This window comes from Sporomusaceae bacterium (assembly GCA_031460455.1).
GTDB lineage: Bacteria > Bacillota > Negativicutes > Sporomusales > UBA7701 > Anaeroselena.
The window spans coordinates 60,884-86,896 of the sequence record JAVKTQ010000015.1; the positions used below are offsets into that span (position 1 = coordinate 60,884).

27 protein-coding genes are annotated in these 26,013 nt (G+C 55.4%); 7 read left to right on the forward strand and 20 right to left on the reverse strand.

Annotated features, from left to right (window positions below; translation table 11 throughout):
• Window positions 1-110 precede the first annotated feature (110 nt).
• The 4 genes from RIN56_17240 to RIN56_17255 all read left to right on the forward strand — a co-directional run bounded on the left by RIN56_17240 (window position 111) and on the right by RIN56_17255 (window position 2,544).
• Entirely contained in the window at window positions 111-794 is a 684-nt protein-coding gene (locus RIN56_17240) for a CAP domain-containing protein (GenBank protein MDR7868545.1), read from the forward strand.
• A gap of 162 nt (window positions 795-956) precedes the next feature.
• The gene (locus RIN56_17245; protein MDR7868546.1) at window positions 957-1,859 is read left to right on the forward strand and encodes a hypothetical protein; all 903 of its coding nucleotides are present in this window, start codon (window positions 957-959) and stop codon (window positions 1,857-1,859) included.
• A gap of 120 nt (window positions 1,860-1,979) precedes the next feature.
• Window positions 1,980-2,207, forward strand: coding sequence for a hypothetical protein (locus RIN56_17250; GenBank protein MDR7868547.1), 228 nt, complete (start codon window positions 1,980-1,982; stop codon window positions 2,205-2,207).
• A 112-nt stretch (window positions 2,208-2,319) separates the two neighbouring features.
• Window positions 2,320-2,544: an IS3 family transposase gene (locus RIN56_17255; protein MDR7868548.1), complete on the forward strand. Its 225-nt coding sequence runs from the start codon at window positions 2,320-2,322 to the stop codon at window positions 2,542-2,544.
• Between the two features lie 146 nt (window positions 2,545-2,690).
• Here the strand turns inward: RIN56_17255 and RIN56_17260 are convergent, their stop codons facing one another.
• The gene (locus RIN56_17260) at window positions 2,691-3,746 is read right to left on the reverse strand and encodes a glycosyltransferase family 9 protein (GenBank protein MDR7868549.1); all 1,056 of its coding nucleotides are present in this window, start codon (window positions 3,744-3,746) and stop codon (window positions 2,691-2,693) included.
• A gap of 4 nt (window positions 3,747-3,750) precedes the next feature.
• On the reverse strand, window positions 3,751-4,983 hold the full coding sequence (locus RIN56_17265; protein MDR7868550.1) for a glycosyltransferase family 4 protein: 1,233 nt from the start codon (window positions 4,981-4,983) through the stop codon (window positions 3,751-3,753).
• A 142-nt stretch (window positions 4,984-5,125) separates the two neighbouring features.
• On the opposite strand from RIN56_17265, the gene RIN56_17270 reads away from it, so the two are divergent.
• The 3 genes from RIN56_17270 to RIN56_17280 all read left to right on the forward strand — a co-directional run bounded on the left by RIN56_17270 (window position 5,126) and on the right by RIN56_17280 (window position 6,782).
• Entirely contained in the window at window positions 5,126-6,103 is a 978-nt protein-coding gene (locus RIN56_17270; GenBank protein ID MDR7868551.1) for a glycosyltransferase, read from the forward strand.
• Window positions 6,104-6,166: 63 nt separating this feature from the next.
• A complete protein-coding gene (locus RIN56_17275; protein ID MDR7868552.1) occupies window positions 6,167-6,481 on the forward strand; it encodes a hypothetical protein in 315 nt (104 codons plus the stop codon).
• Window positions 6,482-6,506: 25 nt separating this feature from the next.
• Window positions 6,507-6,782: a hypothetical protein gene (locus RIN56_17280; GenBank protein MDR7868553.1), complete on the forward strand. Its 276-nt coding sequence runs from the start codon at window positions 6,507-6,509 to the stop codon at window positions 6,780-6,782.
• A gap of 631 nt (window positions 6,783-7,413) precedes the next feature.
• Here the strand turns inward: RIN56_17280 and RIN56_17285 are convergent.
• From RIN56_17285 to RIN56_17370, 18 genes are all read right to left on the reverse strand, one after another.
• Window positions 7,414-8,355, reverse strand: coding sequence for an NAD(P)-dependent oxidoreductase (locus RIN56_17285; protein ID MDR7868554.1), 942 nt, complete (start codon window positions 8,353-8,355; stop codon window positions 7,414-7,416).
• Window positions 8,356-8,366: 11 nt separating this feature from the next.
• Window positions 8,367-9,347 carry a zinc-binding dehydrogenase gene (locus RIN56_17290; GenBank protein MDR7868555.1) on the reverse strand — a complete coding sequence of 327 codons (981 nt, stop codon included), beginning with the start codon at window positions 9,345-9,347 and terminating at the stop codon, window positions 8,367-8,369.
• A 104-nt stretch (window positions 9,348-9,451) separates the two neighbouring features.
• On the reverse strand, window positions 9,452-10,723 hold the full coding sequence (locus RIN56_17295) for a TRAP transporter large permease (GenBank protein MDR7868556.1): 1,272 nt from the start codon (window positions 10,721-10,723) through the stop codon (window positions 9,452-9,454).
• 33 nt (window positions 10,724-10,756) lie between these two features.
• Window positions 10,757-11,287, reverse strand: a complete 531-nt coding sequence (locus tag RIN56_17300) for a TRAP transporter small permease (GenBank protein ID MDR7868557.1) — start codon at window positions 11,285-11,287, stop codon at window positions 10,757-10,759.
• 115 nt (window positions 11,288-11,402) lie between these two features.
• Window positions 11,403-12,434 carry a TRAP transporter substrate-binding protein gene (locus RIN56_17305; GenBank protein ID MDR7868558.1) on the reverse strand — a complete coding sequence of 344 codons (1,032 nt, stop codon included), beginning with the start codon at window positions 12,432-12,434 and terminating at the stop codon, window positions 11,403-11,405.
• Between the two features lie 82 nt (window positions 12,435-12,516).
• Complete coding sequence (locus RIN56_17310) at window positions 12,517-13,446, reverse strand: transketolase family protein (GenBank protein MDR7868559.1); 930 nt, start codon at window positions 13,444-13,446, stop codon at window positions 12,517-12,519.
• Window positions 13,447-13,468: 22 nt separating this feature from the next.
• The gene (locus RIN56_17315; GenBank protein ID MDR7868560.1) at window positions 13,469-14,287 is read right to left on the reverse strand and encodes a transketolase; all 819 of its coding nucleotides are present in this window, start codon (window positions 14,285-14,287) and stop codon (window positions 13,469-13,471) included.
• A gap of 23 nt (window positions 14,288-14,310) precedes the next feature.
• Window positions 14,311-15,339 carry a zinc-binding dehydrogenase gene (locus RIN56_17320; GenBank protein MDR7868561.1) on the reverse strand — a complete coding sequence of 343 codons (1,029 nt, stop codon included), beginning with the start codon at window positions 15,337-15,339 and terminating at the stop codon, window positions 14,311-14,313.
• 103 nt (window positions 15,340-15,442) lie between these two features.
• Window positions 15,443-16,459, reverse strand: coding sequence for a LacI family DNA-binding transcriptional regulator (locus tag RIN56_17325; GenBank protein ID MDR7868562.1), 1,017 nt, complete (start codon window positions 16,457-16,459; stop codon window positions 15,443-15,445).
• A gap of 360 nt (window positions 16,460-16,819) precedes the next feature.
• The gene (locus RIN56_17330) at window positions 16,820-17,278 is read right to left on the reverse strand and encodes an L-2-amino-thiazoline-4-carboxylic acid hydrolase (GenBank protein MDR7868563.1); all 459 of its coding nucleotides are present in this window, start codon (window positions 17,276-17,278) and stop codon (window positions 16,820-16,822) included.
• Window positions 17,279-17,288: 10 nt separating this feature from the next.
• A complete protein-coding gene (locus RIN56_17335) occupies window positions 17,289-17,612 on the reverse strand; it encodes a 2Fe-2S iron-sulfur cluster-binding protein (GenBank protein MDR7868564.1) in 324 nt (107 codons plus the stop codon).
• An 18-nt stretch (window positions 17,613-17,630) separates the two neighbouring features.
• The gene (locus tag RIN56_17340; protein ID MDR7868565.1) at window positions 17,631-19,409 is read right to left on the reverse strand and encodes an FAD-binding protein; all 1,779 of its coding nucleotides are present in this window, start codon (window positions 19,407-19,409) and stop codon (window positions 17,631-17,633) included.
• Window positions 19,410-19,454: 45 nt separating this feature from the next.
• The gene (locus tag RIN56_17345; protein ID MDR7868566.1) at window positions 19,455-19,733 is read right to left on the reverse strand and encodes a MoaD/ThiS family protein; all 279 of its coding nucleotides are present in this window, start codon (window positions 19,731-19,733) and stop codon (window positions 19,455-19,457) included.
• A gap of 201 nt (window positions 19,734-19,934) precedes the next feature.
• A complete protein-coding gene (locus RIN56_17350; GenBank protein ID MDR7868567.1) occupies window positions 19,935-21,083 on the reverse strand; it encodes an iron-containing alcohol dehydrogenase in 1,149 nt (382 codons plus the stop codon).
• 28 nt (window positions 21,084-21,111) lie between these two features.
• The gene (locus RIN56_17355) at window positions 21,112-22,944 is read right to left on the reverse strand and encodes an aldehyde ferredoxin oxidoreductase family protein (GenBank protein MDR7868568.1); all 1,833 of its coding nucleotides are present in this window, start codon (window positions 22,942-22,944) and stop codon (window positions 21,112-21,114) included.
• 15 nt (window positions 22,945-22,959) lie between these two features.
• Window positions 22,960-24,240, reverse strand: coding sequence for a TRAP transporter large permease (locus tag RIN56_17360; GenBank protein ID MDR7868569.1), 1,281 nt, complete (start codon window positions 24,238-24,240; stop codon window positions 22,960-22,962).
• Between the two features lie 4 nt (window positions 24,241-24,244).
• Window positions 24,245-24,733, reverse strand: coding sequence for a TRAP transporter small permease (locus RIN56_17365; protein MDR7868570.1), 489 nt, complete (start codon window positions 24,731-24,733; stop codon window positions 24,245-24,247).
• 66 nt (window positions 24,734-24,799) lie between these two features.
• Window positions 24,800-25,834: a TRAP transporter substrate-binding protein gene (locus tag RIN56_17370; protein ID MDR7868571.1), complete on the reverse strand. Its 1,035-nt coding sequence runs from the start codon at window positions 25,832-25,834 to the stop codon at window positions 24,800-24,802.
• Window positions 25,835-26,013: the final 179 nt, after the last annotated feature.

Sequence of the window (26,013 nt, forward strand, 5' to 3'; positions counted from 1 at the left end):
CATTCTTCGTATTCCGTATCTAAGGAGCTTTGACGAAGATGCAACAGTGAACATCGGACGCTATAATAGTGTGAGTAACCGGAACGAATTCACACAAGGGAGGAAAGACTGTGAAGCTTCGGATTATCGTCGTCACCGCTGTTACTTTCGTTTCTCTTGCCAGTTCAATAGTTCCGGCAGCTGCCGCTACATTCTACCGAACACAATCGCCCTATTCGTATCAGATGATGACTCTTTATCAACAACTCTTCGGCTATATACCGAGGACGCCACCCACTCCTACTCCTTCGCCCGCACCGGCTCCATCTCCAGTTCCAACTCCTACACCTTCACCGACGACACCTACGCCTGCGCCCACACCGGCTCCAGCGCCAGCTCCGGCTCCTGGCACGGATATATTAAACGCGCCGTTGACTGCACTGGAACAGCAGATGGTAAGCTTGGTCAATCAGGAACGCACCAGCCTCGGCCTACAGCCCCTGCAGGTTGATGCCCGTTTGGTGAAAGTGGCCAGGATGAAAAGCACGGATATGATCAAAAACAGCTATTTTGGCCATACTTCGCCAGTCTACGGCTCTCCCTACGATATGATGAAGGCTCAAGGAATAACCTACCGCGAGGCTGGTGAAAACCTCTCCGGTGCCGGCTCTGTCGAGAAAGCCCATACCGGGCTGATGAACTCTACCGGGCATCGTGCAAATATCCTTAATCCTTCCTTCACGCGGTTAGGCATCGGTATCGTTAAAGGCGGCCCGTATGGTTATATGTTCACCCAGGAGTTCATCGGTCTGTGATTATTGACACCGCCCATATGGGCGGTGTCAGTATTTAGGTCGTTATTAAAATCCTAGTAAGATCAATTTTTCAACACGCTGGCAGCCGGAAATAGAAAGAAACCCCGGAAACCAGGGTTTCTATCCAAGATTATTCTACCAGCCCATTGGGGCGGGCATGTGATGATCATCGCACTCGTCTTTGTGTTTTTTGTCGTTGCAGAAGATGTTGATGACACAGTTGCCGTCATGGTCCTTACCGCCATCCCATTTCCCGTCGGGCTTCTTCTCGTTGCAGAAGATGTTGATGACACAGTTGCCGTCATGGTCCTTACCGCCATCCCATTGCCCGTCGTGCTTCTTCTCGCCGCAGAAAATGTTGATGATACAGTTGTGCTTTCTCTCGGAGGGGTGGGGCTCTCTGGCAGTATCCTCGACTTGCTCGGTTTCTTCTTCCATCGTTATCACCTCCTTCCCAGCGATTTGGATATTAAGGGCTGCGTTGAATCGGCAGATCAAGCGCCAGTCAGCGGGAAGGAAGAGATACGCCCCTCCCTGAGAGCCAGGGTTGCAGAGCGGGAGCCACTACTTGTCATCGCATTTGTCGTCGTCCTTTTTATCGTCATCGTAGCAGCTGATATTGATGATGCGGGCCTTTTCGTCGCTGCGGTTGCAGCTTATGTTGATAACATGGTCCTCCTCGTGGCACTCGAAGTCATGTTCCTCCTCGCACGGGCACTCATCCCCATGGTGGTCATGGTCTTCGCATTCGTCCTTGTGCTCGTCGCACGGGCAATTTACGCCAGGGATGATGAACTGAATGTTTTCTACATTAATGGCGACACATGTACCTTCGGGAACCTTCGGGCAGCATTTCCGGCAAAAGGGACGGGTCAGCTGAATCAGGATAAATTCGTGACGGACGTGGTGATGTGGCGGGTGTACGTCCCCGAGGAATGTACCGGTCAGAGATACGCAGTCATCAAGCACCACCGTTATGACCAAGCCGCAGGCAAGATCGAACCCCTTTTCTCTTGGAAACCTCAAGCCACTCCCCTCCTTGTTTCCGTGTCTTCATTTCTATAATATTCACGGCAGCAGGGAACTGTGATATGTTAAGAGCGGGAGAGACGAGGACGGCCGTGGAACCGTCTCCACGACCGTCAAAGCCCGGATGATTGTTCAGATAAAATCGCAGCATTCGTGGTGACAGAAATTATGGCTGCATTTTTTGCACACAAGGTGGCACTCTTTGTGGTGGCATTCGCAGCACTTATGGGGAAATTTGAAGCAGCATTCGTGGTCAAACTCATGGTGGCACTTGGGGCATTTGTGAAAGTGACGGTAGGACATCCTTGGACCTCCTTTCGGCGGGCATCGGCAATAGCATCTACGTTACATAATATGCATGTCGGCTGCGGCGTGCTACCATAATAGCCGGTGAGCAATATCCCTCGCTCGCGGGCCTCCGGAGGCCGGCACTTTTTTGCAACGCATCTACCCGCAGTGAACAGCACCCCTTAAGGTAGACACAGGAAGAAAAACCATGACCGCGAGCATGTCAAGAAAAGGTAATTGCCTGGATAATGCGGCAATAAAAAACTACTCCAGGCACCTGAAAGCCGAGCTCCTTTCTCTTAAAAAGTGTACTTCCGCAGCAGAGCTTGGACGGACCGTCAAAGAATATATCAGCTTCTACAACAAGGAACGTATTCAAATCAAATTAAACAAGCTGGCACCGATTGAGTACCGGCGCCAGCTCAAAGCTTAGGTTTATTATCGCTGTCTACTTTTTGGGGGCTTGACTAGTAGTACGCAGGATTTTTGTTGTTGAAGAGGGTGGACTCCGCTGAGGGCAAAAAACTTATTTTATTCTGAGCATGGAGCAATCTTGCGGGGGAAATTCCCCTGCTTATATTAAGGTGTTTTAGCTGAGACTGTCAATATTCCCGTGGCAGCCTTAATAACGTCGTCTGGACGGATGCGCCACATACATTCGTTGAAACGGCAGCTTTTTTTTATTGATTCGTCCTTGTGCCAGCAAGGAGCACATTCCATGGGCTTAGTCAGTACGACATCACCAGGATTTCGCGGGCCCCAGACTCTCGGGTCGGTAGGTCCCATCAACGCAACCACCGGAGTCGAAAAAGCCTGAGCAATATGCATCGGGCCGGTGTCGACCGTGATAAGAAGATCGGCCGCTCTAATCAACGCCGCGAGTTCTCCTAAAGAAAGAAGCCCGCCTAATACTTCGGCAACATTTCCTGCGGCGGTGTTGATGCTGCGAAGAGCGGTCAGCTGCCGCAAGCTTCCCAGGAGATAACAATCGGCAAATTCGGCCAGTGTTCGCAATACTTCTACGTACCCGTTATCCGTCCAGTTCTTCTGGGGATCGTCGCTGAATGGGCACAAAAGAACTATCGGTCGCCCGTTATCTTGTAGACGCGGCAGTTTCATATTCAGGCTTGATTCCTCTTCGTCACTTACAAGAAATTCAATGTTGGTGTCTTCTGAAGTGATGCCAAGCATAGCCAGCAACGCCAGCTGATATTCCGTTTCATGCCTTATTACAATCGGATCTAATGGCAACATATGGGTCAAAAATTTGCCGCCGCCGTGTGTATCGAAGCCGGCGCGATATACGGCGCCACTTAGAAAGGCCATCATCGGGTCGGCGGAGCCGTGGCGGGAGGATAGGGCCAAATCATATTTCTTCTGGCGCAATGCTTGAATCAATTTCATTAACTTTGCCCGGTCCCGCTGCCAATTCTCAATACCGTAGAAAATTACATTGCTGACATGGGGGTTGTGGAAAGCCGCTTCCCCTTGGGGCATGCTGACCAGCATGTCGATTTCCGCATGGGGAAAGTACTTCTTCAGGGCCCTCGTTGTCGGACATGACAGGACGATATCGCCGATGTGGGTTATAGTAACCATCAAAATTTTGTTAATCTGTTCCGGTAGAATCAGCAAACAGTCACCTCCCGCTAGAAGGGAATTTGTCATGCTGCATAGCGGTGGATAGAGCGTTGACGAAGTTGGCGGCAATCTGTTGCCAATCAAACTTCGACTTGGTCAAAATGTAGGCTTGGTGGGCCAAACTGGCGGCCAGCGAGGGATTATTCAGCAGCTCGCCAATGCGGTCAGCCATTGCTGCGCACTCGCTTACTAGATAATGCAGTCCATCGTTTCCGCCGATTCCCCTTGATCCCAGATAAGTTGTAATAACCGGCAGGCCGGCTGCCATATACTCCAACATTTTCAGATTGGTGCCTGAACCGGATTGAACGGGGTTTAGCGACACATCAGCCAGGCTGAACATACGGTATTTTTCCTGTTCGCTGACGACGCCGAGCAGAGCGACATTGCCCGGCAGCTTGCGGCTGGTGAGTGCTTCACACAGGCTTCCTATCAGTAGGAATTTTACGCCGGGCAACGCTTTGGCCAGCTCGATCACTTGTTCCGCCGCCCTGACACTTGGCGGGAATTTGCTCCCCGTATACACTGCGCAGGGCTGAGGCATGTTCTGGGCAGCTTTAAGTCGCTGCCTGTGTTCATAAGAAACGAACGGGATTGCCCCAATGTCGGCTCCATTCGGCACGACGATGAATTTGCCGGGGGAAATGCTATAGAGGCTGGCCAACTTGCCGGCATCCTCCTGAGAGCAGGTTGCTATAAGCCGGCTTTGCTCACACGCCGCCTTCTCCGACTGCTCGATATCCGCCAGCAGGTAACTTAAACTGGCAGGCAGGATTTGGCGGTGCAACTCGCTTTCCACGTTATGTGCATCATATAATATCATACGATCGGCGCCCAGTTCCTGTGTTTCTTTGTATAGATAAGGGTGAGACAGTATAACGATGTCGGCATCCTTAAGCTGCTCTTTCACTACATGGCTATATTCTGGTGTCAGGCTTGCCGCCTTGGGTGTGATGGCGCAGGTTACAAAACCGATTTCCCGGAATAACTCGTGCTCCAGTCGGCAATGAGGAAAACTCTTAGGGACTTGTATCTCTTGTAGCCCCGGCGCGAGCGTTTTATTCGACCGTCTATCGGAAAGACAGAGAATGACCACGTCAAAAGAACGGGCCACATACTTATATAAGTGAAAAACCCGCCCCTGCCCGCCGCTGATCGGTGGGTACACTGGGAAGGGGTTGAGAACCAGAATTTTGGGTCTTGATTTAGCGATCATCGAAAGCACATCCATTCTTCTGGCGGAAGATGCCGGCGGGAGAGGATGATAGATTATATGTAGCGATCAAAAAAATAAATGCGGGTATTGCCCGCATTTATTTTGTCACGCCTGAATACAGATTCTTAAGAATTAAGGCCGTGGGGAGGAAATCCTCTTGCGAGTTCTATTTCTCGAAAGCCATTCCATGTGGATCGACGGTTTGCCGAACGGATTTCGCGATGCCGGGCACGATGTCCTCATATCCGGACCCCTGACGGGAATGAATATCCCGGCGCTTATCGCCGATTATCATCCTGAACTCATCGTTATGCTCGGTTGGACGGAAGAGCATGTAGGCGTGAAAAGAAAATGGATAAGGGAGCATGTTACAACAAGCGGGATACCGTTTGTTTACTGGGCAACGGAGGATCCGATTCACGTCCGGGTGCTGACGGTACCGTTCATCACGCAAGTTCAGCCGAATTTCGTCTTCACGGTAAGCAAAGAGATGGTGCCATATTATGAAAGCCTGGGATTTCCGTCGGCCCATCTTGATTTCGGCTACCATCCATGCGTTCACAAGCGGGCTGAAAAAGTGGACAGTTACGCCTGCAGCGTTGCCGTAGTGGCTAACGCTTACCCAGGTGTCATCCAAATCTATTCGCAGTTTTACCGGCTACAGTCGCTGCACACCCTCATCAGCCCGCTCCTGAAAGCGGGTATCCGCGTTGATTTCTGGGGAACGCGCTGGAACGAGATGGCGGCTATCCTTGGCTCCCGGCTGCCCAAGGATTGTTTGCACGGCTATTTGCCATATGCGGAAGCGCACAAGGTGTACAACTCGGCCGACATTGTCCTCGGACTTCAGAATACGACTAGCCAGGTTACTATGCGGACATATGAGATACTCGGTTCCGGAGGCTTTTTGCTAACATCGGATACGCCGGCCGTAACCGATTTGTTTGAGCCGGGCCGCCATTTGGTCGTGGCAAAAGCCCCGGACGAAACGGTGGAGATAGTCCGTTATTACCTGGATCATCCGCAGGAACGGGCGGAGATCAGCCGTGGCGGCCAGGCGGCCGTCGCCTGTCACAGCTATAAACACCGGGCCGAGTATATGGTCGCCATGTTGCGGCAGAGAAAATTAATTTAGCCGGTTCCCAGCGGCTGGGCGCCAACATAAAAATATAGTAAGAGAACATAAGGAGGTAACAATATGACCGTCTGCCAGGATATATGCTGCCAGGATTTTATCGATGAAATACAGTGCGAAAAGGGCACCACCGTGCTCTTGTACACTCTAGACGGATTTGTATACTTTGCCCGGATCGAAAAAATATTCAACAAAACCATTGCTCTGTTAGTACCGGGCGCAGGCCAAAACCATGTGCTCATCAGACATCCGGACCAGACATTTTGTCCTCAGGGCTGCTCATGCATCAAAGAAGAATTTACGCTTCTCGATCTGTGCAAGGTTGTCGCCAAGACGCCGCACCTGTCTTGTTTACCCCCAGGCTTAATCGTGTCCTAATTTTCTATGGAAGGAGGAACCTGTTGTGGACGACCATTTTATCCATGAATGTGAAGAGAATGAGACGCTCGCTCATCTGCTAAAAAAGGGAATTAACCATGTCATCGACGTGATAGTTTTGGGGGGATGGCTTTATACCGGCAAATTAGTCGAAGTCGAGGACGGGCAGGTAATTCTGTGCGATGTTACGGTTACCTCGTGTGGCGGGATGACCTTGAGTTCATTCGAAGTGCCGAAAGTTAGGATATGTTTGGATACGATAATATCGGCGGGTAAACCCGATCTATGTTCTGCGGAATAGTCGTTAGTGGTTAGCTCTGTAGGGAACCCGCGGGTTACGCGGGTTTTTCTTGTACGAGGAGGTCTTATTTTGAGGATCGGGGTCGATGTGCGACCGCTAGGTTGGGGACTGCCGGCCGGCATTCCAAGAATGATGAAAAATATTCTCAAGGAATTGATGTTGTCTGACACTGAAGGGGTACCTGTTTGTGTAGCAGCTGCGGTTCTTAGGTGAAGGTATGGGTGGCAATAAGGACGGCAGAAGAAACAATCCAAAGCCGAACGGCATGCGAAAACCGGAACCCAGAGGAAAAGGAATCCCTCATAAAATGGCAGTGGCAGTATAAACTTAAGAGCAGGCATAAAAGCCTGCTCTTTCCCGTACTCAATAAACTTTACTGCTATTATTCATCCTCTTTATCATTAAGGCTTCAGCATGTCATCAACACGCTATTCGAGCAGAAACAACAATAAACCGGCGCCACAAACATGCAAAATTCAAACGCCACTTTCATGCAAAATCAAATCGGCGTTGACATTGCTTCCATCCCTAGTCATTAGCGTAGTCCCCAGGCTATATTTGGCTTGCCCTAATCCTGATGCCGATGAAGAGGGTTATGACGATGGCCCGGTCTCTGGATCCGCCCCTATACTCATTGATTTTTGAGAAACATGCAGTTTACCCGCAATTCATCGACACATTCACGAAAAGCGGCCGCCAGGGAATATTCCGTTTTGAAGCCAAGAATACGCTCGGCGCGGGCGGACGAGAGGTGCGGGCCCCACATCGGCCGCTTTCCCGGCAAGACGGCGATTTCCGCTTCGGGGTACAGTTCCTGCATGACCGAAGCTGCCTCGCGGACGGTGGCGATATGGCCGCAGATGTTGAAGACGCGGCCTGCCGACGGGTCGGCGTCGCAGGCCAGGAGCACCGCTCTCGCCAGGTCTTTGACATACAGCCAGTCGACAAGCTGGTCGCCGCAGTTGAGGGTGACCGGCGCGCCGGCCGCCGGGCCGTGGAAGAGGTCGTAGGCATAGGTGGCCGCGCCGCGAAACCACCGGCCACTGCCGAAAACAATGGTCGGGCGCAGCGCTATATTGCTGACCGCCAGCTTTGTATGATAATGTTCGGCCATCGCTTCGCAGAAAACCTTATACGCCCCGTAAACGTTCAGCGGATGACAGGAAGCGTCTTCGTCTATCGGCAGGCGGCCGTATTTCGCGTCTTGGCCGTAAACGGCGGCCGAGCTTGTCCAGACGACTCTATTGACGGCGAACGCCCGCGCGGCCTCAAGAACGTTGAGGAACCCGCGGCAGTTGACGTCGATCCCGGCGGACGGGTCGGCCTCGAGTTTGCCGATGTCGGTAGCGAACGCCAGGTGGATGATGGCTGTGACCGGGTATTCGGTCAGAACCCTCCGCAACTGGCCAGCGTCGGTGACATCGCCGCGCTCCACGACCACGCCTGCGGTCGCCCCGCCTAGTCTTGCCGTGCTGCCCGAGCGGCTGAAAACGACCGCTCGCCGACCGGCGTTCACCAGTGCTTCTACGACCGCGGCCCCGACGAAGCCGCTGCCGCCTGTTACGAGATACATCGTCAAATCGCCTACATCTCTACCACGGCCCGCAGCGACCTGGACCGGTGGGCGGCCAGCATGTCGATGGCCGCGTTTATTTCTTCCAAGGAAAAAGTATGGCTGATCATATCCTTCACCGTTAATTCGCCTGTTTCAACTAGCCTGATTAGCTTCGGCAAGGCGCTCTGTAGGCTGGCGTACGACCCGGAAATATCGACCTCATCCTTGAATAGCCGCAGAGGATCGACGGTGAACGGCCGGGTAGCGGCGCCGACCAGGACGACGCGGCCGCCCCGGCGGACGCTGGCGACAGCCTGCTCGTATGTCTCAGGCCTGCCGACAAACTCCATCGCCGCGTCCACCTCGGCAACCAAATGCTTAAGCGCCGTAGGAATATTGACGTCCGGGACCGCCTGCAAGGTTTTCCAAGCTCCTTTGGTCATAGCTCTTTCCAGTTTCCAATCTTCACGGTCGATAGCAACGACCCTGGCCCCATAAATCTTCGCGGCCACCTGCACCGCGTTCAGTCCCAACACGCCGGTGCCAAAGACGGCCAAGACCTGACCCTCGGCGAGCCCGAGCTTGCCGACGGCGTGGGCGGCGGTCGACAGGGCGTCGGCGATCAGCGAACCTTCGCCAAACGAAATCGCGTCAGGCAGCTTTATCAAATTGACGGCCGGTACCTTGATAAAGTCGGCATAGCCGCCGTCGACGTCCAGGCCGAGAGTTTTTATATCCCGGCACAAGTTCTGCCGGCCTTCCCGGCAACGGTCACAGCGGCCGCAGGTTATGCATTGATAGACAAGCACTCTGTCCCCCGGCTGCACGTTTGCCGCCGGGCCCACGGCCTCCACCACGCCGGCCAGTTCATGCCCCAGGATGAGCGGCGGCTTGTGGCGGGGAAAGTAGGTACCTTTGGCTATGTTTACATCGGTATGGCAGATGCCGCAGGTTTTGACCCGTAGAAGAACCTCGCCGGACCCCGGAACAGGCTCGGCCCTTTCCTCCAAGACAAGTTCTCCTGGTCCCCGATATATGGCAGCTCGCATCGTTAATCCCCCTATTATAAGGAAGGCACCGCCGGCTTTGCCAGCCGACGGCGCCTTATGACCAATTATTTGCTAAACATGTGCGGCAGGAACATTACCGAACTGGGTACATAGGTTACGAACAGCAGGACGCCGAAGCAGATGAACACCCACCACCAGATCGAGATAATCAGCTTGTCGAGCTTGACGCCCGTCGCCATGAGCGTGGTGTTGAACACCGTCCCCACCGGCGGGTGCATCAGGCCGATAGTGAGGTTGAAGCACACCAGCAGGCCGAAGTGGACGGGGTCGAAGTGATAGGCCTTGATTATCGGCATGAAAACCGGCACGAGGATCATGACCGCCGGGACGGCGTCCATGAACATGCCGATGCAGTACAGGAGGATATTGATGAGCAACAGCACGACGTAAGGGTTGTCGGTCAGCGACAGCATCATGTCGGCGACCAAGACAGGCACCCTGTCCATCGCCAGCGTCCAGCCAAAGATGCCGCCCATCGCGCCGATGATGAGGATGGAGCCGCTCAGCACGCCTGTCTTTACAAACACCGGGACGAGATCGCCCGGCTTTATTTTTTTGTAAACAAGGGTGCCGATCAGCAGGGTAAGCACCGAGGCGACGGCGGCGGCTTCAGTGGGGGTGCAGATGCCGAGGGCGATAGCGGCGAGCACGGCTACCGGTGCGGCGATGGAGAAGAAGGCGCCTTTGAAAGTCCGCCATACTTCGGGCCAGCCCAGCCAGTTGGTCGCGGGGTATGGATACCAGCGGCCCATGAAGAATATCGCCGCGGCCAGGGCAAGTGCCAGGTACAGACCGGGCATGACGCCGGCGAGAAACAGCTCGGCGATCGAGACGCCGCTGGCCACCCCATAGATTACCATCAGCATCCCTGGAGGAATGAGTGGCCCGAGAACCGATACCGAGGCGATCAGTCCGGCGGTGAACTCTTCATTGTAGCCGTCCTTTTTCATCTCCGGGTACAAGGTGGAGGACAGCAGCGCCGCTTCGGCGTTAGCCGAGCCCAGCGGCCCGCCGAGCAGGAAGCCGACGATAACCATCACATAGGCCAAGCCACCCTTTATGCTGCCCACCAGGGCACGGGAAAAAGCCAGCAGCCTTGCCACGTCCCCGGAAAGCTCCATCAGCTCTCCGGCCAGGATGAACATCGGGATGGCCAGCAAGCCGTAGTTGTTGGCAGTGACGAACAGCCGCTGCGGCAGGGATATCATTAGGTCGGGTTCGATCGCCAGTATATAAGTAAAGCCTGCCAGGCCAAGCATGAAGGCAATCGGCACACCTATGCACATGGCGACAATGAATACGATGGCTACTAACACCGACGGCTCACCTCCCGACAGGCAACACGGCGGCTAGACATACGAACCGGTCGTCTTTTCACCGTCGTCCTCCCCCTTCCGGACAAGGATATCGTACGTTTCGACCACCATGTGAATAAGCATCATGAGGGCGGAAAGCGGTATAATCGCTACAAATACCCATATCGGCATATCGAGCGACGCTGTCTTCTGCCTCATGGTAACCGGCGACATCAGCAGCTGAACGCCGAAATAGGCAATCGCGATGAGCAGGACCATGCCCAGCAGGTTGGCTATGATCATGACAACGAGTTTCTGCGTTTTCGGCAGCTTGTTGACGAGCAGCTCGATTTTCGCCAGCATTTTCTGGCGCAAGGCCACATAGCTGCCGAAAAAGGTAACGAGGACCAGTAGATAGGTCGATATTTCATCGCTCCAGGTCAGGGGCGAGTTGAAGAAATAGCGAAAACAGACTCCCACGAACATTATCAAGGTTTGGATACAGATGGCCCCGGCGGTGATGACATTGGCCACCCACCCCAGGGCACCGTCCACCGTGCGTAAAACGGCTACTACCTGGCCCATTATACATCTCCCCCCGGTTATTAGCCGGCCTTCAGCGGCGGCTGACAGCCCCGCGGGCGCCAGCCGGGGGGCGGGAATTCTTTCAATTCCCGCCCCGTCCGGTAAACGGCGCCTGTTATTTTTTCTGCATCGCCCTTACTGCGTCGACGAATTCTTTGACTTCAGGGATTTCCTTGGAGTACTTTTCGATGACCGGTTTTACAGCTTGAACGTATTCGTTTGCGTCGATGGTGTTGATTTTGACGCCTTTGTCTTTCATCACCTGCATATACTTGTCGTTGGCGGTTTTGGTGATCGCCAGAGAAGCCTTGGCCGCTTCCTCGGCCGCCTCCTGCATGATCTTCTGGTCTTCGGGGCTGAGCTTATCCCAGGTCTTCGGACTCATGACAAGGATGACAGCATTGTTGAAGTGACCTGAAATGGTGATGTATTTGGTTACGTCGTAGAACTTGCTGGCGTTGGAGCCGATGACGTCGCTCTCAAAGCCGTCGATCGTGCCGGTCTGCATCGAGGTATAGACTTCGGTGTAGGGGATGGGCGTGGGGTTGGCGCCAAGCGCCCTGAAAATGTCCATATGGATCGGGGATTGCATGGCCCGAATTTTCATGCCCTTCATGTCAGCCAAGTTCTTGATTTCCTTGGTTGTATGGAAATGGCGGAAAGGCTGATAGGTAAAGGTTAGCGCCTTTACCTTGGTTTCCTGTTCGAGTCGCTTCAGCAGCTTTTTACCCGGTTCGCCCTGCTCCGCTCTATACAGCAGATCATAATCGTTGTTGAAGATGTAAGGCATATCGGTGCCCACCAGCACTTTTGTGAAAGCGGACACGACCGGGGCTGAGATGACGCCGGCGTCCAGAGTACCGAGCTGAATGGCTTCGAACATATCGCGGTCTCCACCGAGCTGGCCGCCAGGGAACAGGTCGAATTCGATTTTGCCCTTGGACTTTTCTTTGACCGTTTTGGCGAACGTCACCGCCGCCACGGTGTAGGGATGATCATCCTGATAGGCTACGACCCAGCCGAGGCGCAGTTTCTTGGGGCCCTCGGCCGGCTTCTTGGCGTCGGAACCGCCGCAGCCGCCGATAATGAGTGTGGCCGCCATCACTGCCACCAGGAGAAGACCAATAATCGTTCTGCTCTTTTTCACATTACTTCCTCCCTTTTCAGTTCGTAATCCGCCCCCTGAAAGATACCCTTCCTTTCCTCCACTCCCCCTTGCCGTAATCTAATCATCGTTTTATCAATTCCTTGGCCACGGCGCAGATGTTGGCCACCGACATCCCATACTTATCCCACAGCAACTCGGCCGCCGCGGTATCCCCAAACACATCAGGAATACCCAGCCTCCTGACCTTTACTTTCGCGCCTTCCTCGGCCACCGTTTCGGCCACTGCGGCTCCCAGGCCGCCAATCACGTTATGCTCTTCCAGCGTGATTATCCCCCTGGTCTCGGCAACCGCCCGGACAATGGCATCCTTGTCCAGCGGTTTGAGGGTATGCATATCGATAACCCGGGCACCGATCTTGTCAGCCCGCAGTTTTTCCGCCGCCTTCATAGCCCGGAGGACCATCACCCCGGTGGCAACGATGGTTACGTCGTCGCCTTCGCAGACGGTTACGGCCTTGCCAATTTCGTAGTCTAGCTCTTTATAGATCACCGGACTGTCGCCCCGGCCCAATCTCATGTATACCGGACCGTCATATGCGGCCGCCGCGGCAACCGCCAGCCTCGTCTGGACGGCGTCTGAGGGAGCAATCACCGTCATGTTGGGAATGGCTCTCATGATCGCCAGATCCTCTTCGCAAAAGTGCGTAGCCCCGGCTGTCCCTACGCTCAGACCGGAGTGAGTCGTCACGATCTTAACGTTGAGCCGCGGGTAGCAGATCGAAGTCCTCACTTGCTCGGCGCCCCGCATGGCCGCAAATACGGCAAAGGTGCTTACGAACGGAATTTTACCGCTCAGAGCCAACCCGGCGGCCGTTCCTATCATGTCCTGTTCAGCGATCCCCATATTATAGTAGCGGCGCGGGTACTTCTCCCCAAACTTGAACGTCCGCGTCGATTCTGCGAGGTCGGCGTCGAGGACGAAAATATCCTCGTTCCTGCCGCCCAACTCGACAAGGACGTCGCCGTAGGCGTCCCGGGTCGAAACCACCAGGTCTCTGGTTTCCAGCAACATCTTATTCACACCCCAATTCGCGCTTAGCCTGTTCGTAAAGATCGCCGGCAGGGGCCTTGCCGTGCCACTCGACCTTACCCTCCATAAAGCACACGCCCTTGCCTTTCAGCGTTCTGGCAATAACCATTGTCGGCTTACCCTCGACCTTCCGGGCCTCATCCACGGCATCAAGGATCTGTCGGTAGTCGTGGCCGTCGATTTCGATGACATGCCAACCGAAGCACCGCCACTTGTCGGCCAGTGGTTCCACTCCCATCACTTTCTCGGTCGGGCCGTCGATCTGCAGCCCGTTCCTGTCGATAAAAGCGGTAACATTGTCCAGCCGGTAATGGGCGGCAGACATGGCCGCCTCCCAAACCTGGCCCTCCTGAACCTCGCCGTCCCCCAGCAGAATGTATACCCGGCTGTCCCGACCGTCGTACTTGGCGGCAATCGCTATGCCATTGGCGACTGAAAGACCCTGCCCCAGGGAACCCGTAGTCATATCCACGCCGGGAACCTTGTTCATGTCGGGATGACCGGCCAACTTGCTCCACGGGCGCCGAAAAGTTGCCAACTCATCGACCGTGAAGTAGCCCCGTTCCGCTAGCACACCATATAGCAAGGCGCTGGCGTGGCCCTTACTGAGGATGAATCGGTCGCGGTCCGGCCATTTGGGCTCCTCCGGTCTGACGCGCATCACTACGAAATACAAAGCGGTGACGATTTCCACGCCCGACAGGCAGCCACCCGGATGTCCCACTCCGGCATCGCCGATCATCCGAATGATATGGCGGCGTATTTTCTGTGCTTTATCCGCCAAGCTGCAAACGTTGTCCATAATGAATCCCCCGTCCTGTCAGATTAGTCTTCCGGGTACATTACTATTTTCAAACCTTGCTTACTCTCGAAAGCCGCAAAAGCCTTTTCCCACTCGGCCATAGTGTATTCCCCCGAAACCACCGGTTCCAGACGGATTTTCCCCGTCGCCAGCAAATTCAGGGCCCGTTCCCACGACGACCAGCGCTGGCTTTGCACACCGACGATTTTCAGTTCCTTGACGACAACCTTGTCCATATCGATGCCTATGCGCTTGCCAAACAGACCCATCTGTGTATATTTACCGCCCTTTTTGATCGCCTCCAGACAGGCGTTCACCGAATGCTCGTTCCCCGAGCACTCGAACACAACATCGGCGCCATAGCCGTTGGTCAGCCCTCTTACATATTCAGCCAGATCCTGCTCCTGGACGTTGACCGTATAATCGGCGCCTAACTCTCTGGCCAGGGCCAGACGGTCCTTGTCGATATCGGTGCCGGACATTATAACCCTTGCCCCTTCAGCTTTAACCGCTTGGAGCATCAGCAGGCCGATCGGCCCAGGGCCGGCCACCAGCACCGTCTGATTGGCGGAAACCTCGGTCAGTTCCATGCCGTGAATGACACAGGCCAATGGCTCAATCACCGCCCCCGCCTTGAAAGAAACATTATCCGGTATCTTATGGGCCAATTTCTCTTCGACAATGACATACTTGGCGAAACATCCATTAACACCCCAGCCAAGACCGAGCCGGTTCGAACAAAGATTATACTGACCGACCCGACAGAAGGCGCAGGTTTCGCACAAGCGGGCCGGAGCCTCGGCTGTCACCCGGTCGCCAATTCTGAAACTGCTGACCCCTTCCCCCAGGGCAACAACCACGCCGGCAAACTCATGCCCGAGAACGACCGGCGGAGTATAGCGAAAACCGTCATGAAGAATGTGAATATCAGTCCCGCAAACCCCGGCCGCCTTTACCTCCACTTTTATTTCACCTTTCTGCGGCTGCGGTTCAGGTACATCGGTATACACCACATTGCCTAACCCTCTCTTCTCTTTGACAACAGCTTTCATAAGCTACATCCTCTCTTTTGATTATGGGAACGTTCCCACAACGAGAACTTTTTTTACTTTTACTCTAACCAATTGCCGTTTAGCTGCCGCCGGCCACAAGTCCCTACGCACGGACCCCGCTACTTTTTCTGATAACCAGTTCGGTTGGAAGAAGCACCTTTTCAAAATGCTTATCGCCCAGACCGCGCACCCGTCTAAGCAACAATTCCACCGACAGACGGCCGAGATCGTATTTGGGCTGCCGCACCGTTGTTAGCGAAATATTGGGGAAGGAAGCAAGTTCGATATCATCGAAGCCGACGATAGCTATATCGTCCGGTACGGATCTTTTCTTCTCCTGGCAAGCCTGCCAGGCTCCCATCGCCATCAGGTCGTTGGCGGCGAAGATCGCTGTCACCCCGGAAAACTCCAAGAGCCTGGCGGCTTTTTCGTAACCAGTCCCAAACCGCAGGTTGCCTGGGGTTATTATCGTCTCATCGACCTCCAGGCCGCTATCCCGCAAAGCTTTTTCGTAACCCGCCCTTCTTTCCAGGCTCGTGGAAGATTTGAAGCCCCCGCCGATATGAGCGATACGGGTATGCCCCAGGTGGGTGAGGTGCTTCGTGGCCTCATAAGCGCCAGTCATATTGTCAACGACGACACAGTCGGTCTCCAAATAGTCAAAGTAGCGATTGACGAGGACAGACGGCACGCCCTGGCAACCGGCGAAGCCCAGGATCTCCCGGCTGCCGCTGTATGAGGTGAAGACAATCCCCGACACCCGGTAGCCGATCATCAGCTCGACGTACATTTTCTCTTTCTCCGGGTCGCCGTCGGTGCTGCAGTAAATCACATGATAACCTTCGGCGCCGGCGGCGTCTTCCACGCCTCTGGCTATTTCGGCGAAAAACGGGTTGCGGATATCTTCGGTGATAAACGCCAGGGCGTTGGAGCGGCCTGTGACCAGACAGCGGGCAACGCTGTCCGGCAAGTACCCGCTGCTGTCGATCGCCGCCAACACATCCCGCCTCGTCTTCTCGCTCACCGCCGGATGATTGGTAAGCACTCTGGAAACAGTGGAATCGGACACCCCGGCCAGCCGGGCGACATCCTTGATGGTGAACCGTCGCCGCTTCAACACGCCACCAGCCTTTCCAGACCGCCGGATTATTCGTGCGGCTAAGCTCAACCCGCCGCGAAACAGCAGTCTCTTGTGACAAAAAGAACGTATTGGGAACGTTCCCAAAACTCCGCAAAAAAAGAACCGGCTTTACTCTCTTTAGTTGATGATCGACCGAAGGATTCCGCTGGTTCGAAAAAGGCCGCATTCTACATTATCGCACAATGTTCTTTTATGTTTGTATTTATTCCCTATTTATCCGAAAACTCCTCTAGAGATAGCCAATTATTTCTTCATAAAAAACCTCGTGACGAGCACCCGCCCGGCCGCGTCCGGCTTTTCACCTGCCTGCGGCGGGCGGGTGCCCGTCACGCGCCGCAATCACTCTTTGGGGCTGATGCGGAAATCGCAGACGGCGTCCCCTCGGCCCCTGCACTGCGGACGGTCAAGCTTCATCCCGAAGGCGTCCAGCAACACGTGGTCAATCGAGCAGTACAAGTACCCCAACTTGTGGCCGGCGGCGCCGTATTGCGCCCATATTTCCTCCATCGGGCAACGGGTGATGACCGTAGGGTTATTCGGGTCGGTCACCCAACCTATCGCGGGCATCTCCCGGACTTCCCGGTAGGTCTCGTACGCATCGGGGTCCAGGCCGCGTTCCCTGGCCTCTTCCTTCATATTTTCAACCCTGACCTGACCGAATTTGCGGATAGCGTCGAGCACGGCTGCCGTGCCCCGCTCCTCGCCCAACTGTTCGATCATCTCATTGGCCATGTGATAGTATAGGAGCCCGAGCAGTTTCGCGAATCTCACACACGGATCTTCTGTGCTTCTTATCATAAGTGTCCCCCTACTGCCCCGTCTTGACGACCAGATCCTTGAGCACGACCGCCGCCGAGAGCGGCTCGAGCGTAACGTCGCCGGCGATTATCGTCTGGCACAGCAGGCCGGGCTTGCCGTTGATCCTGCCGGTGCAGCGCCCGCATATCCCCAGGGCGCAGCCGGCATGATCATAGTAAGCGAGCGTACTGTCGAGGTTCTGGTAAATGTAGTCTAGGGCATCCATGGCGCTCATCCCGGCCTGGAATGGCACCTGATAATCTTCGTAACGGGGCTGCTTATCGACGGACGGGTCGAAGCGGAAAACCCTGACTTTGATGTTTGCGCTGGCCATATCCTCACCTTCTCCCTGCTAATGTTTGCCGCCGGTATCGGAATGCGACGCCATCATCTTTTTCATGAACTCCAGGTAGGGGGTCTTTCCGGTCGGCAGCGCCATGCCGGTGACGGTCACCGGCCGCGGGGTGATTTCGAAACCGTCCCCGGCCCGGCGGACAACGTTTTCTACCAACCACTGGTCGTTGTCGGTCAGCGGACAATCCTCGCGATAGTGCACGCCGCGGCTTTCGGTGCGGATCAGGGCGCTGACGGTCGCGATCTCGAGCAGCTGGACCATGTTGCCGAGTTCGAGGGCATCCAACCATTCCTTGTTATAAATCCGGCTTTTGGATTGAGTGGCAAGGTTGGGGAGCTGCTCCCTGCGGACGTTTTCCAGAAAGCCCCGGAAGGCCTCCAGTTCTTCCCGGTTGCGGATTGGTCCAAGGTTTTTATGAGCCGCCTCCTGGACAATGCGCCTGACCTTCGCGGGGTTAAGTCCATCTGAACGCCGAAGGGGCTCCTCAGCCGCGGCTTGGAGGCTGAACAAGGTTTCCCTGCCGGGCGCGAGGATTTTGGCGGTTTGCGCGTAGCAGGCGGCATTGTCCCCGGCGTCCGCTCCCTGGACGAGCATTTCGGTGATGGCGGCAAATACCCGGTTGGCACCGAACGCCCCCAGCGCGCACTCGCCGGCGGCATAAAGACCCCGCAGGTCGGTTTCGAAACGATCGTTGACGACCAGACCGCCGTCGAAGTATTCGGCGGCGCTGCCTACTTCGACTGGTTCGTTGTTTTTGAGCATTTGCCCCCAGTTGGAAAGGTCGATGGCCTTATATCTCCAGTCCGGACACATCAGGGCGGCGACCTGTTCGATTTTTTCCCAGGGGACGTCGCCCCGGCTGTAGTAAACGCCGCCGTTCGGCGAGCCCTTTCCTTCCCTGACCTCTCTCATGGTGGCGTGAGAAATGAAGCTTTTGTTCCACTCTGTTGTTATCCCGACCTTGACGGTATAGGGGTCGTACTTCTGGAGAAACTCTTCCCCCAAGCTATTGGTCAGACGCCCGCCGCCCGCGAGCAGGCTCAGCACATAGGGAGCGATGCTGCCCATCCAGGCGGGCGGGCTGAGAAAGACGTTGCAGCAAAAGGTGATGAACTCCATATTACCCAGGGCGGCTCCCGCCCGATAGCCCATGGCTAGCCCGTCACCGGCGAGGTCGCGCATGCCGGTAGTAGGCCAGAAAGCCTTGTGCCAACCGCCGCTGGCCATGACTACAGCTTTGGTCCTGAATTCGATGAAGTCGCCGGAACGGACGTCAAGGCCCAGTGCACCGATAACCGCCCCATCGTCAGTAACAAGGTCCAACAAGGTTATATCCTCAAGCAGTTCAACGCCGACGGCTCTTGCCTTCCTGAGCAGGGCGTCCATAATACCCGTCCCGGTCGTAAAAATCATTCTTTGATCGGATATTTTGATGTGTATGCCCCACTCGATCAGTTCCCTCAGACATTGGGGCGCTCTGCGGATATACTGCTCGACAAGTTTCTGGTTATTTAGAAAGCAACCCTGGGTGATGATGTCGTTCATAACCTTTTCTGGGGAGTCGTTCGGGTCGCCGGCCAATCCCTCAATCTGGCTCATGCTCCTGCCGTCAAGGGTAAAGTCAGCCCCGGCCATAGGTGTCGCGCCACAGCGGGCCAACGGCCCCTTACTCGCCAGTGTGACTCTAACGCCTCGCTGACGGGCGCCGATTGCCGCCCTGAAGCCGGCACCACCGCCGCCCACTACCAAGACGTCGGTCTCAATTACTCTATCCATTGTCATTCGGCCTCCTTTTGTGCTCGCGACACTGCCTTTTCCAGATCAACCGCCGGCCAATGGCAAAATAAATTTAACGACGTCGCCGTCATTTACCCGGATGGTGACATCAGCCAAGCGATCGTTGACCATGACAATCACGGAACGGAGAAAATTGTCCCCCCTCCCGTAATTGTCGATTCGTTCGAAATAAGATGCTAAATCCGGCCGGGAGCGCAGCATTCGGATAAAATCGTCGATGTCCATGCCACCGTCAAGCGTTATGCTGTGTTCGATTTTGTTGGCCCGATGAGCAATGGGCGGAAAAAACTTTATCCTTACCACAGGCTCCTCCTTAATCCGTTTTGCCTAAATAAAGCCATCAAACAACTCCAATATATGATCACGCGTATTCAGCGATTTTTCCATAGAGAGAAAAGCTCCATAGATATATCTTTCCAAATCTGAAAGCACTACTGCGGAGCGGAGGCGCCCCACGAACGAGAGCGGCGTGCAAAGCAACCTGTGCATGCCGCTCCCGTATTTTTAGTATGCTTTACGTAACAAGTCAAGGATTTCCTGCTCACTGGCAAAACGGGGATTGAACTTGAGTTGGATGCTTTTCAGAGCATCCTTGGCCACGAGCGGCAAAACCTCTTCCTTGGCGCCGACATGGCGGAGGCGCTCAGGAACACTAATATCACGGGCGAGCTTGGTTACGGCCGCAACCGCTTTTTCCGCGAGGGAACGTGCGGACTCGCCAGGCGCACCGAGGCCAAGCGCCTGGGCGATCGCCGCGTATTTTTCCACCGCCGCCGGCAGGTTGAACTCCATCACATACGGCAACATGACCGCGTTGGCCAATCCGTGCGAGACATGGAAGTGGCCGCCCAGTGGGCTGGCGATGGCGTGGGCAAGCCCCAGAAACGCGCTGTTAAAGGCGATTCCGGCCAGCAGAGACGCCTGGATCATATTATCCCGGGCTTTTAAGTTGTCGCCACGATGAACGGCAAGCGGGAGACTGGCCATTATCATCTTGATCGCCTGAATGGCGAAGGCGTCGGTGGCCGGTTGGGCGATTACCGAACCATAAGCCTCCACCGCGTGGGTCAACGCGTCCATGCCGGTGTATGCCGTAATCGCCGGCGGCAGCTTAACGGTGAGCTCGGGATCAAGAATGGCGACCCGCGGGGCGATTAAGGGACTGGAGATGGTGAATTTCTCGTTATTGTCAGGATCGCTCATAACAGCAAAGATAGTAACTTCGCTGCCGGTGCCCGCCGTGGTAGGGATGGCAATGACCGGCAGAGTAGGCTTCAATATCTTGCCGACGCCGGCGTAGTCCTTGAGATAACCACCGCTGGTCGTCAGGAGCGCCGCTGATTTAGCCGCGTCCATCGAACTGCCGCCGCCGATGGCGACAAGTACTTCAGCCTTCATCTTCTTAGCCTGTTCAGCCGCCTTGCTGGCGGTGGCGATACTTGGGTCGGATTCAACATCGGCAAAAACATCGACTTCGAGGCCGGCTGCCTTTAGTTGGTCGGCAACCGCCGCCGGTATACCGGTGCCGTTCAAGCCCGGATCGGTTACGATCAGGACTCGACTAGCGTCGAAGCACTTGGCTTCCCTGGCCGCTTCGGCTACCGAGCCTGCCCCGGTGACAATCTTGGTCTGCATTAGAAACTGACTTGCCATTCTGTACTCGCCTCCTAATTGATCGCGGCTAGCCGATTGCCAAACGGGTCAACAACTCGGCCTTGGGTTTGCCTTTGTCGTCCCAGCCCCGCAACGTATAATATTCCGGGAGCATCGCGGCAAGATCGGGCAGGTTGTCGGCCGCGCCACCCTCGCCCCGCGCCTGGTGGAGAATGCGATCCGGCAGGGTATCGTCGGTTACGTCCAGTCCGCAGTTGATGTTATATTGGCGTTTGAGGTTAAAGATTCGCTCACCGGCGATGAGAAGCTCCTCGGGAGCCATTTCTACACCTGTCACTTTCCGGTACCAGTTGGTGAGGATAGTAACGCCGATACCGCCGAAGATATCGAATTTGCAAATGCACAGCGAATCGAAAAGCGCCATAAAGTTCTGAAGTTTGATGACCAAGTCGGCCTTGCCGACGGCGGTGAAACGTTCCAACGGAGCGTCGATTCCTAGGTCCGGGGCGCTCAGCGCCCGCTCGTACGCGTGGCTGAAAGCCTGGAGATGGCAGGCGCCGCGCGGCGAAGTCGCGTATCCCAGGGCAATGCTGGTATAGGCCCGGGGATCATGGGCCGGCAGGGAAACCCCCTTTGAGTGCATGGCGAAACATTCGACCGCTCCGCCGATGGCTTTGGCCGCACGTACCAGTCCCTGGTTCAGGACGGCGCCGAAACCGATATTTTTCCCCATTTGATGGATGAGGGCGATAACGGTGGCGCCGTTACCCCATTCCAGCTTCAGACCAGCCTGGGTTTCGCTGATCAGGCCTCTCTCGTATGCCTCCATCGCCATGGCGACGGCGTTGCCGACCTCGATAGTGTCCAGACCGTAGCGGTTGCACAGCTCATTCGCCTTGGCGATAACTTCGAGGTCGTCTACCAGACAGGACCCGCCGATCAATCCCAGGGTCTCGTACTCCGGACCGCCACCCTTGACCTGCGCGTACGGCCCGGTCTCGACGGCTACGTGGCGGCCACAGCCGACCACACAGCCGGCGCAGTAATAGTTCTTCTTAGTAATCGACTCTTTCATAGCCGGGCCGCTGATCTTGGCGGCCCCTTCTTCCCATTTGCCTTTCTGCCAGTTCTTGACGGGGAAGTCGCCGGTCTGCTCGCAGCCGAGTACCAGGCCGGCAGTCCCGAAATTCTTCAGCCCCCCGGTCTTGCCGATGAAGTCCGGAAGGAATCCCTTAAGGTCGTCGTCGAGACCGTCCTGGTCAAAAACAGGTACTTCGCCGCTGCCGTGCACAACGACGGCCTTCAGGTTTTTCGAGCCCTGGACGGCGCCCACCCCGCAGCGGGCCGCCGCCCGGCCCTCGATGCCGTCGGTAAAGATGCCGGAGATAAGGGCCAGGTTTTCGCCGGCCGGCCCAATGCAACTGACGACAGCGTCAGCATCGGTGACTTGCCGTAAAGCCGCATCGGTCTCATAGGTATCCAGGCCCCAGAACTCGCCCGCGTCCCGGAATTCGACCGTACTGTCGTTAATCCACAGATAGACGGGTTTTTCGGCTCGCCCCCGGATAATAACGCCGTCATAGCCGGCCCTTTTCAATTCTCGACCCCAGGTGCCACCGACGCTCGCCTCGCCCCAGGCCCTGGTCAGGGGGGACTTGAAGACCGCCGAGTGCCGGCCAGTGCCGGTTATCTTCGTGCCGGTAATCGGCCCGGTCAGCAGGCACAGCAGATTATCCGGCCCAAGCGGGTCGGTGTCGGGGCCGGTGCCGTCATAGAGAATTCTGGCGCCAAGCCCCGCGCCGCCTATGTACTGTCTGAGCATTTCTTCGGGAAACCGCCTTGCTGCGGTGGTTCGGGAAGTCAGGTCAACATACAGGAAACAGTTGTGATAACCTTTCATTATAGATCTCCCTCACTAATGTTTGAAGACAGTCCGGGGCAGGAAGGTTACGATATCGGGCACATAGGTTATGAGTAGCAGCACCGCCATGGCAACGCCAACCCATATCCAGATGGGACCGACCAATTTCTTCAGCGATGTGCCGGTTACAATCGAGGTGGTAAATAGGCCAACACCGACGGGAGGGGTAAGTAAGCCAACGATGAGGTTAAAGCTGACCACTAAACCGAAATGTAGGGGATCGATACCCAGTGTCTGGATGACCGGAAGAAATACCGGAACGAGGATGATTATGGCGGCGATGGTCTCCATGACCATGCCAACGAAGAGGAGAAAGATATTGATTAAGAATAAGGCGACGTATTTATTCGAGGTCAGAGCGAGCATTGCGTCGGCTATTTGCTGGGGGATCTGGTCAAGGGCCATCGTCCAGCCAAGGATGTTCGCCATGGCGACGATAATCATGATCGAAGCGCTGACCACGCCGGTCCGTTCCAATATTCCGGCGATATGGGAGAATCTGAGCTTCTTGTAAACGACTACGCCGAGAAACACGGCAACCACCGAGGCGGCGGCGGCCGATTCGGTCGGAGTCGTAATCCCGCCGAGGATGCCGCCAAGGATGATTACCGGCACCAACAGAGACGGCGCAGCCTTGAGGAAGCTGGTTGAGACCTCGTTCATCGTGGCCTTTGTCCGGACAGGCCAAGACGCTTTCCGTCCAAGCCACCAGATGATGGCCATGTAGCCGCCGGCAAGCAGAAGGCCCGGCCCGATGCCGGCGAAGAAGAGTTCGCCGATTGACAGATTAGCTGCGACGCCGTAGACGATGAAAACCATGCTCGGCGGAATAATCGGGCCAAGGATGGATGTGGCGGCAACCAGACAGTTGCTGAACACTTCGTCATAATCGTCTTTGCGCATTTCCGGATACATAACTTTGCCCAGGAGAGCGGCGGCGGCGTTGGCCGAACCGAGCAGGGCGCCGAGGAAAATGCCGACAACTACGGTCACATAGGCTAAACCGCCCTTGATGTGACCGATGAAGGCGCGCGACATGTTGGCAAGAGCTTCGGTAATGCCGCCGAAGCCCATCAGCTCGCCGGCCAGGACGAACAGGGGGATGGCCATGAGGCTGAAATTGTCGGAAGCGGCAAACATCCGCTGGGGAAGCATATCGAGAAGCCTAGCGTTATCCATCATCAGAGCGTGGATTGTTCCGGTAAACCCGAGGGCAAAGGCTATAGGAAGGCCAGCGATCAACGTAACGGCGAAAACAACGGCAATTGTTATCATCTTCTCACTCCCCCTTACGGCATAAGTCGGTCACCAGCCGGAAGACGGACTGCAGCAGCAACAGCCCCAAACCCAGCGGCATAGCCATATAGACATAGGCCATCGGCAACCGCATGGCCGGGGACTTCTGTGAAAGAACGCTCGGCATATTAACCAGATTAAGGCTGCAATAGAGCAGAAAGGCTAGCAGGGCACAGTTGGCTATTGAAACAAGGACTGATATCCATTTTTGAACTTTTGGCGGGAACCGGGTCACAACAAGGTCCATGGCTGCCAGCTGCCCCGCCCGCAAAGCAACGGCGGCACCGATGAAAGTCATCCAGACAAGGGCATAGCGGGCCAGTTCCTCGGCCCAGACGAGGGGATTGCCCAGAAAGTAGCGCCAGATGACCTGCAAGGTGACGACAATAGCCATAGTAGCGACACATAGCTGCGTCATCCGACGGGCGAAGATATCAAGGGCTTTACCAATTTTGTCGATTATTAAAAGCATATCCTTCCCCCCTAGGAGTTGCCGGGGGGCCCGGCGCATAGGCCCCAGAAGCCCCCCGTCCCAACATTACTTCGTTGCTTTGGCCTTCTTCACGAACTCCGCGACAATCGGATCCATGGCGCTATATTTGTCGTCGATACTTTTCGTAGCCTCTATGAAGGGAGCCCTGTCGGCATCGGAATACTCTTTCAGGGTTACGCCCTTGGCCTTGAGTTCGGCAACAGCTTTCTGTTCGATCGCGGCGATGTCTTTGACATTCTCTTCGACAACTTCCTTGGCGCTGTCGACAATTATCTTCTGGTCTTCAGGCGACAACGATTGGAATCGTTTCAGGTTCATCATCAAGATGGCCGGCCAGGTGAAGTGTTTGGAAAGGGTGACGTTCTTGGCCACTTCATAGTGCTTTTCCATCAGGATGGCGCTGAGGTCCATCTCCAGGCCGTCAATAACCTTGTTCTGCAGGCCGCTGTAGATTTCGCCGTAAGGCATCGGGGTGGGGCTGGCGCCGAGCGCCTTAAAGATATCAAGATGGAGCGGCGTCTCCGCAACGCGGAATTTCAGGCCTTTCATGTCGGCAGGCGAACTGACGGGTTTCGCGACGGTGACGAGGTGACGGAAGCCGGCGTTATACACGGCCAGGCCTTTGACCTGATTCTTTTCCAGACCGGCCAGGAGCTTGTCGGTAACCGGGTCCTTCATAACCTTGGTATACTGTTCCCAGGTGGTGAACAGGAACGGCATTTGCAAAGCAGTAGCCAGCGAAGTGGTCGAACCCATCGGCGCAGCCGATATCTCGGCCATATCGAGGGCCCCCTGCTGAACTTGTTCGAAAAGCTGGCGGTCGTCACCCAGCTGGCGGGCCGGGTAAACGACAATCTTAATTCGGTTGTTACTCTTCTCGGCGACCTTTTTGGCGAACTTTTCGCACGCTACATTCATGGGGTGGTCTTTCTGCACCACATTACCAAGCTTCAGTGTAACCTGTGCGCCTGCTTTTTTGTCGTCCGCCGCCTTGTTGCCGGAACCACAGCCCGCGGCTACAAGGCTGACCATCAACAAGACTGTGAGAATTGCGAGAGCTTTCCAGTAACTTTTTTTCACAAATAATCCCCCTCATTTTTGTGGTTTGTTCACCTTGATGCCAAAACTCCTAGTATCCCCCCTCCTGGCGTTGCTCTATATCAACCTGACCATCTTAGGAAAAGCTGGTTATCGATTCCTAGCGCGTCAGCTATCCTTCCCACCATGATCTTCACAAGTCCGTCGATTGTTTCCGGTCG

What these genes read in the sequence shown, in the direction of transcription:
- RIN56_17245 (MDR7868546.1), top strand. Translation starts at nt 957, where the DNA reads ATGATCATCGCACTCGTCTTTGTGTTTTTTGTCGTTGCAGAAGATGTT.
- RIN56_17255 (MDR7868548.1), top strand. Translation starts at nt 2,320, where the DNA reads ATGACCGCGAGCATGTCAAGAAAAGGTAATTGCCTGGATAATGCGGCA.
- RIN56_17265 (MDR7868550.1), bottom strand. Translation starts at nt 4,983, where the DNA reads ATGGATGTGCTTTCGATGATCGCTAAATCAAGACCCAAAATTCTGGTT.
- RIN56_17275 (MDR7868552.1), top strand. Translation starts at nt 6,167, where the DNA reads ATGACCGTCTGCCAGGATATATGCTGCCAGGATTTTATCGATGAAATA.
- RIN56_17285 (MDR7868554.1), bottom strand. Translation starts at nt 8,355, where the DNA reads ATGTATCTCGTAACAGGCGGCAGCGGCTTCGTCGGGGCCGCGGTCGTA.
- RIN56_17300 (MDR7868557.1), bottom strand. Translation starts at nt 11,287, where the DNA reads ATGGGCCAGGTAGTAGCCGTTTTACGCACGGTGGACGGTGCCCTGGGG.
- RIN56_17315 (MDR7868560.1), bottom strand. Translation starts at nt 14,287, where the DNA reads ATGGACAACGTTTGCAGCTTGGCGGATAAAGCACAGAAAATACGCCGC.
- RIN56_17320 (MDR7868561.1), bottom strand. Translation starts at nt 15,339, where the DNA reads ATGAAAGCTGTTGTCAAAGAGAAGAGAGGGTTAGGCAATGTGGTGTAT.
- RIN56_17330 (MDR7868563.1), bottom strand. Translation starts at nt 17,278, where the DNA reads ATGATAAGAAGCACAGAAGATCCGTGTGTGAGATTCGCGAAACTGCTC.
- RIN56_17335 (MDR7868564.1), bottom strand. Translation starts at nt 17,612, where the DNA reads ATGGCCAGCGCAAACATCAAAGTCAGGGTTTTCCGCTTCGACCCGTCC.
- RIN56_17340 (MDR7868565.1), bottom strand. Translation starts at nt 19,409, where the DNA reads ATGGATAGAGTAATTGAGACCGACGTCTTGGTAGTGGGCGGCGGTGGT.
- RIN56_17350 (MDR7868567.1), bottom strand. Translation starts at nt 21,083, where the DNA reads ATGGCAAGTCAGTTTCTAATGCAGACCAAGATTGTCACCGGGGCAGGC.
- RIN56_17355 (MDR7868568.1), bottom strand. Translation starts at nt 22,944, where the DNA reads ATGAAAGGTTATCACAACTGTTTCCTGTATGTTGACCTGACTTCCCGA.
- RIN56_17360 (MDR7868569.1), bottom strand. Translation starts at nt 24,240, where the DNA reads ATGATAACAATTGCCGTTGTTTTCGCCGTTACGTTGATCGCTGGCCTT.
- RIN56_17365 (MDR7868570.1), bottom strand. Translation starts at nt 24,733, where the DNA reads ATGCTTTTAATAATCGACAAAATTGGTAAAGCCCTTGATATCTTCGCC.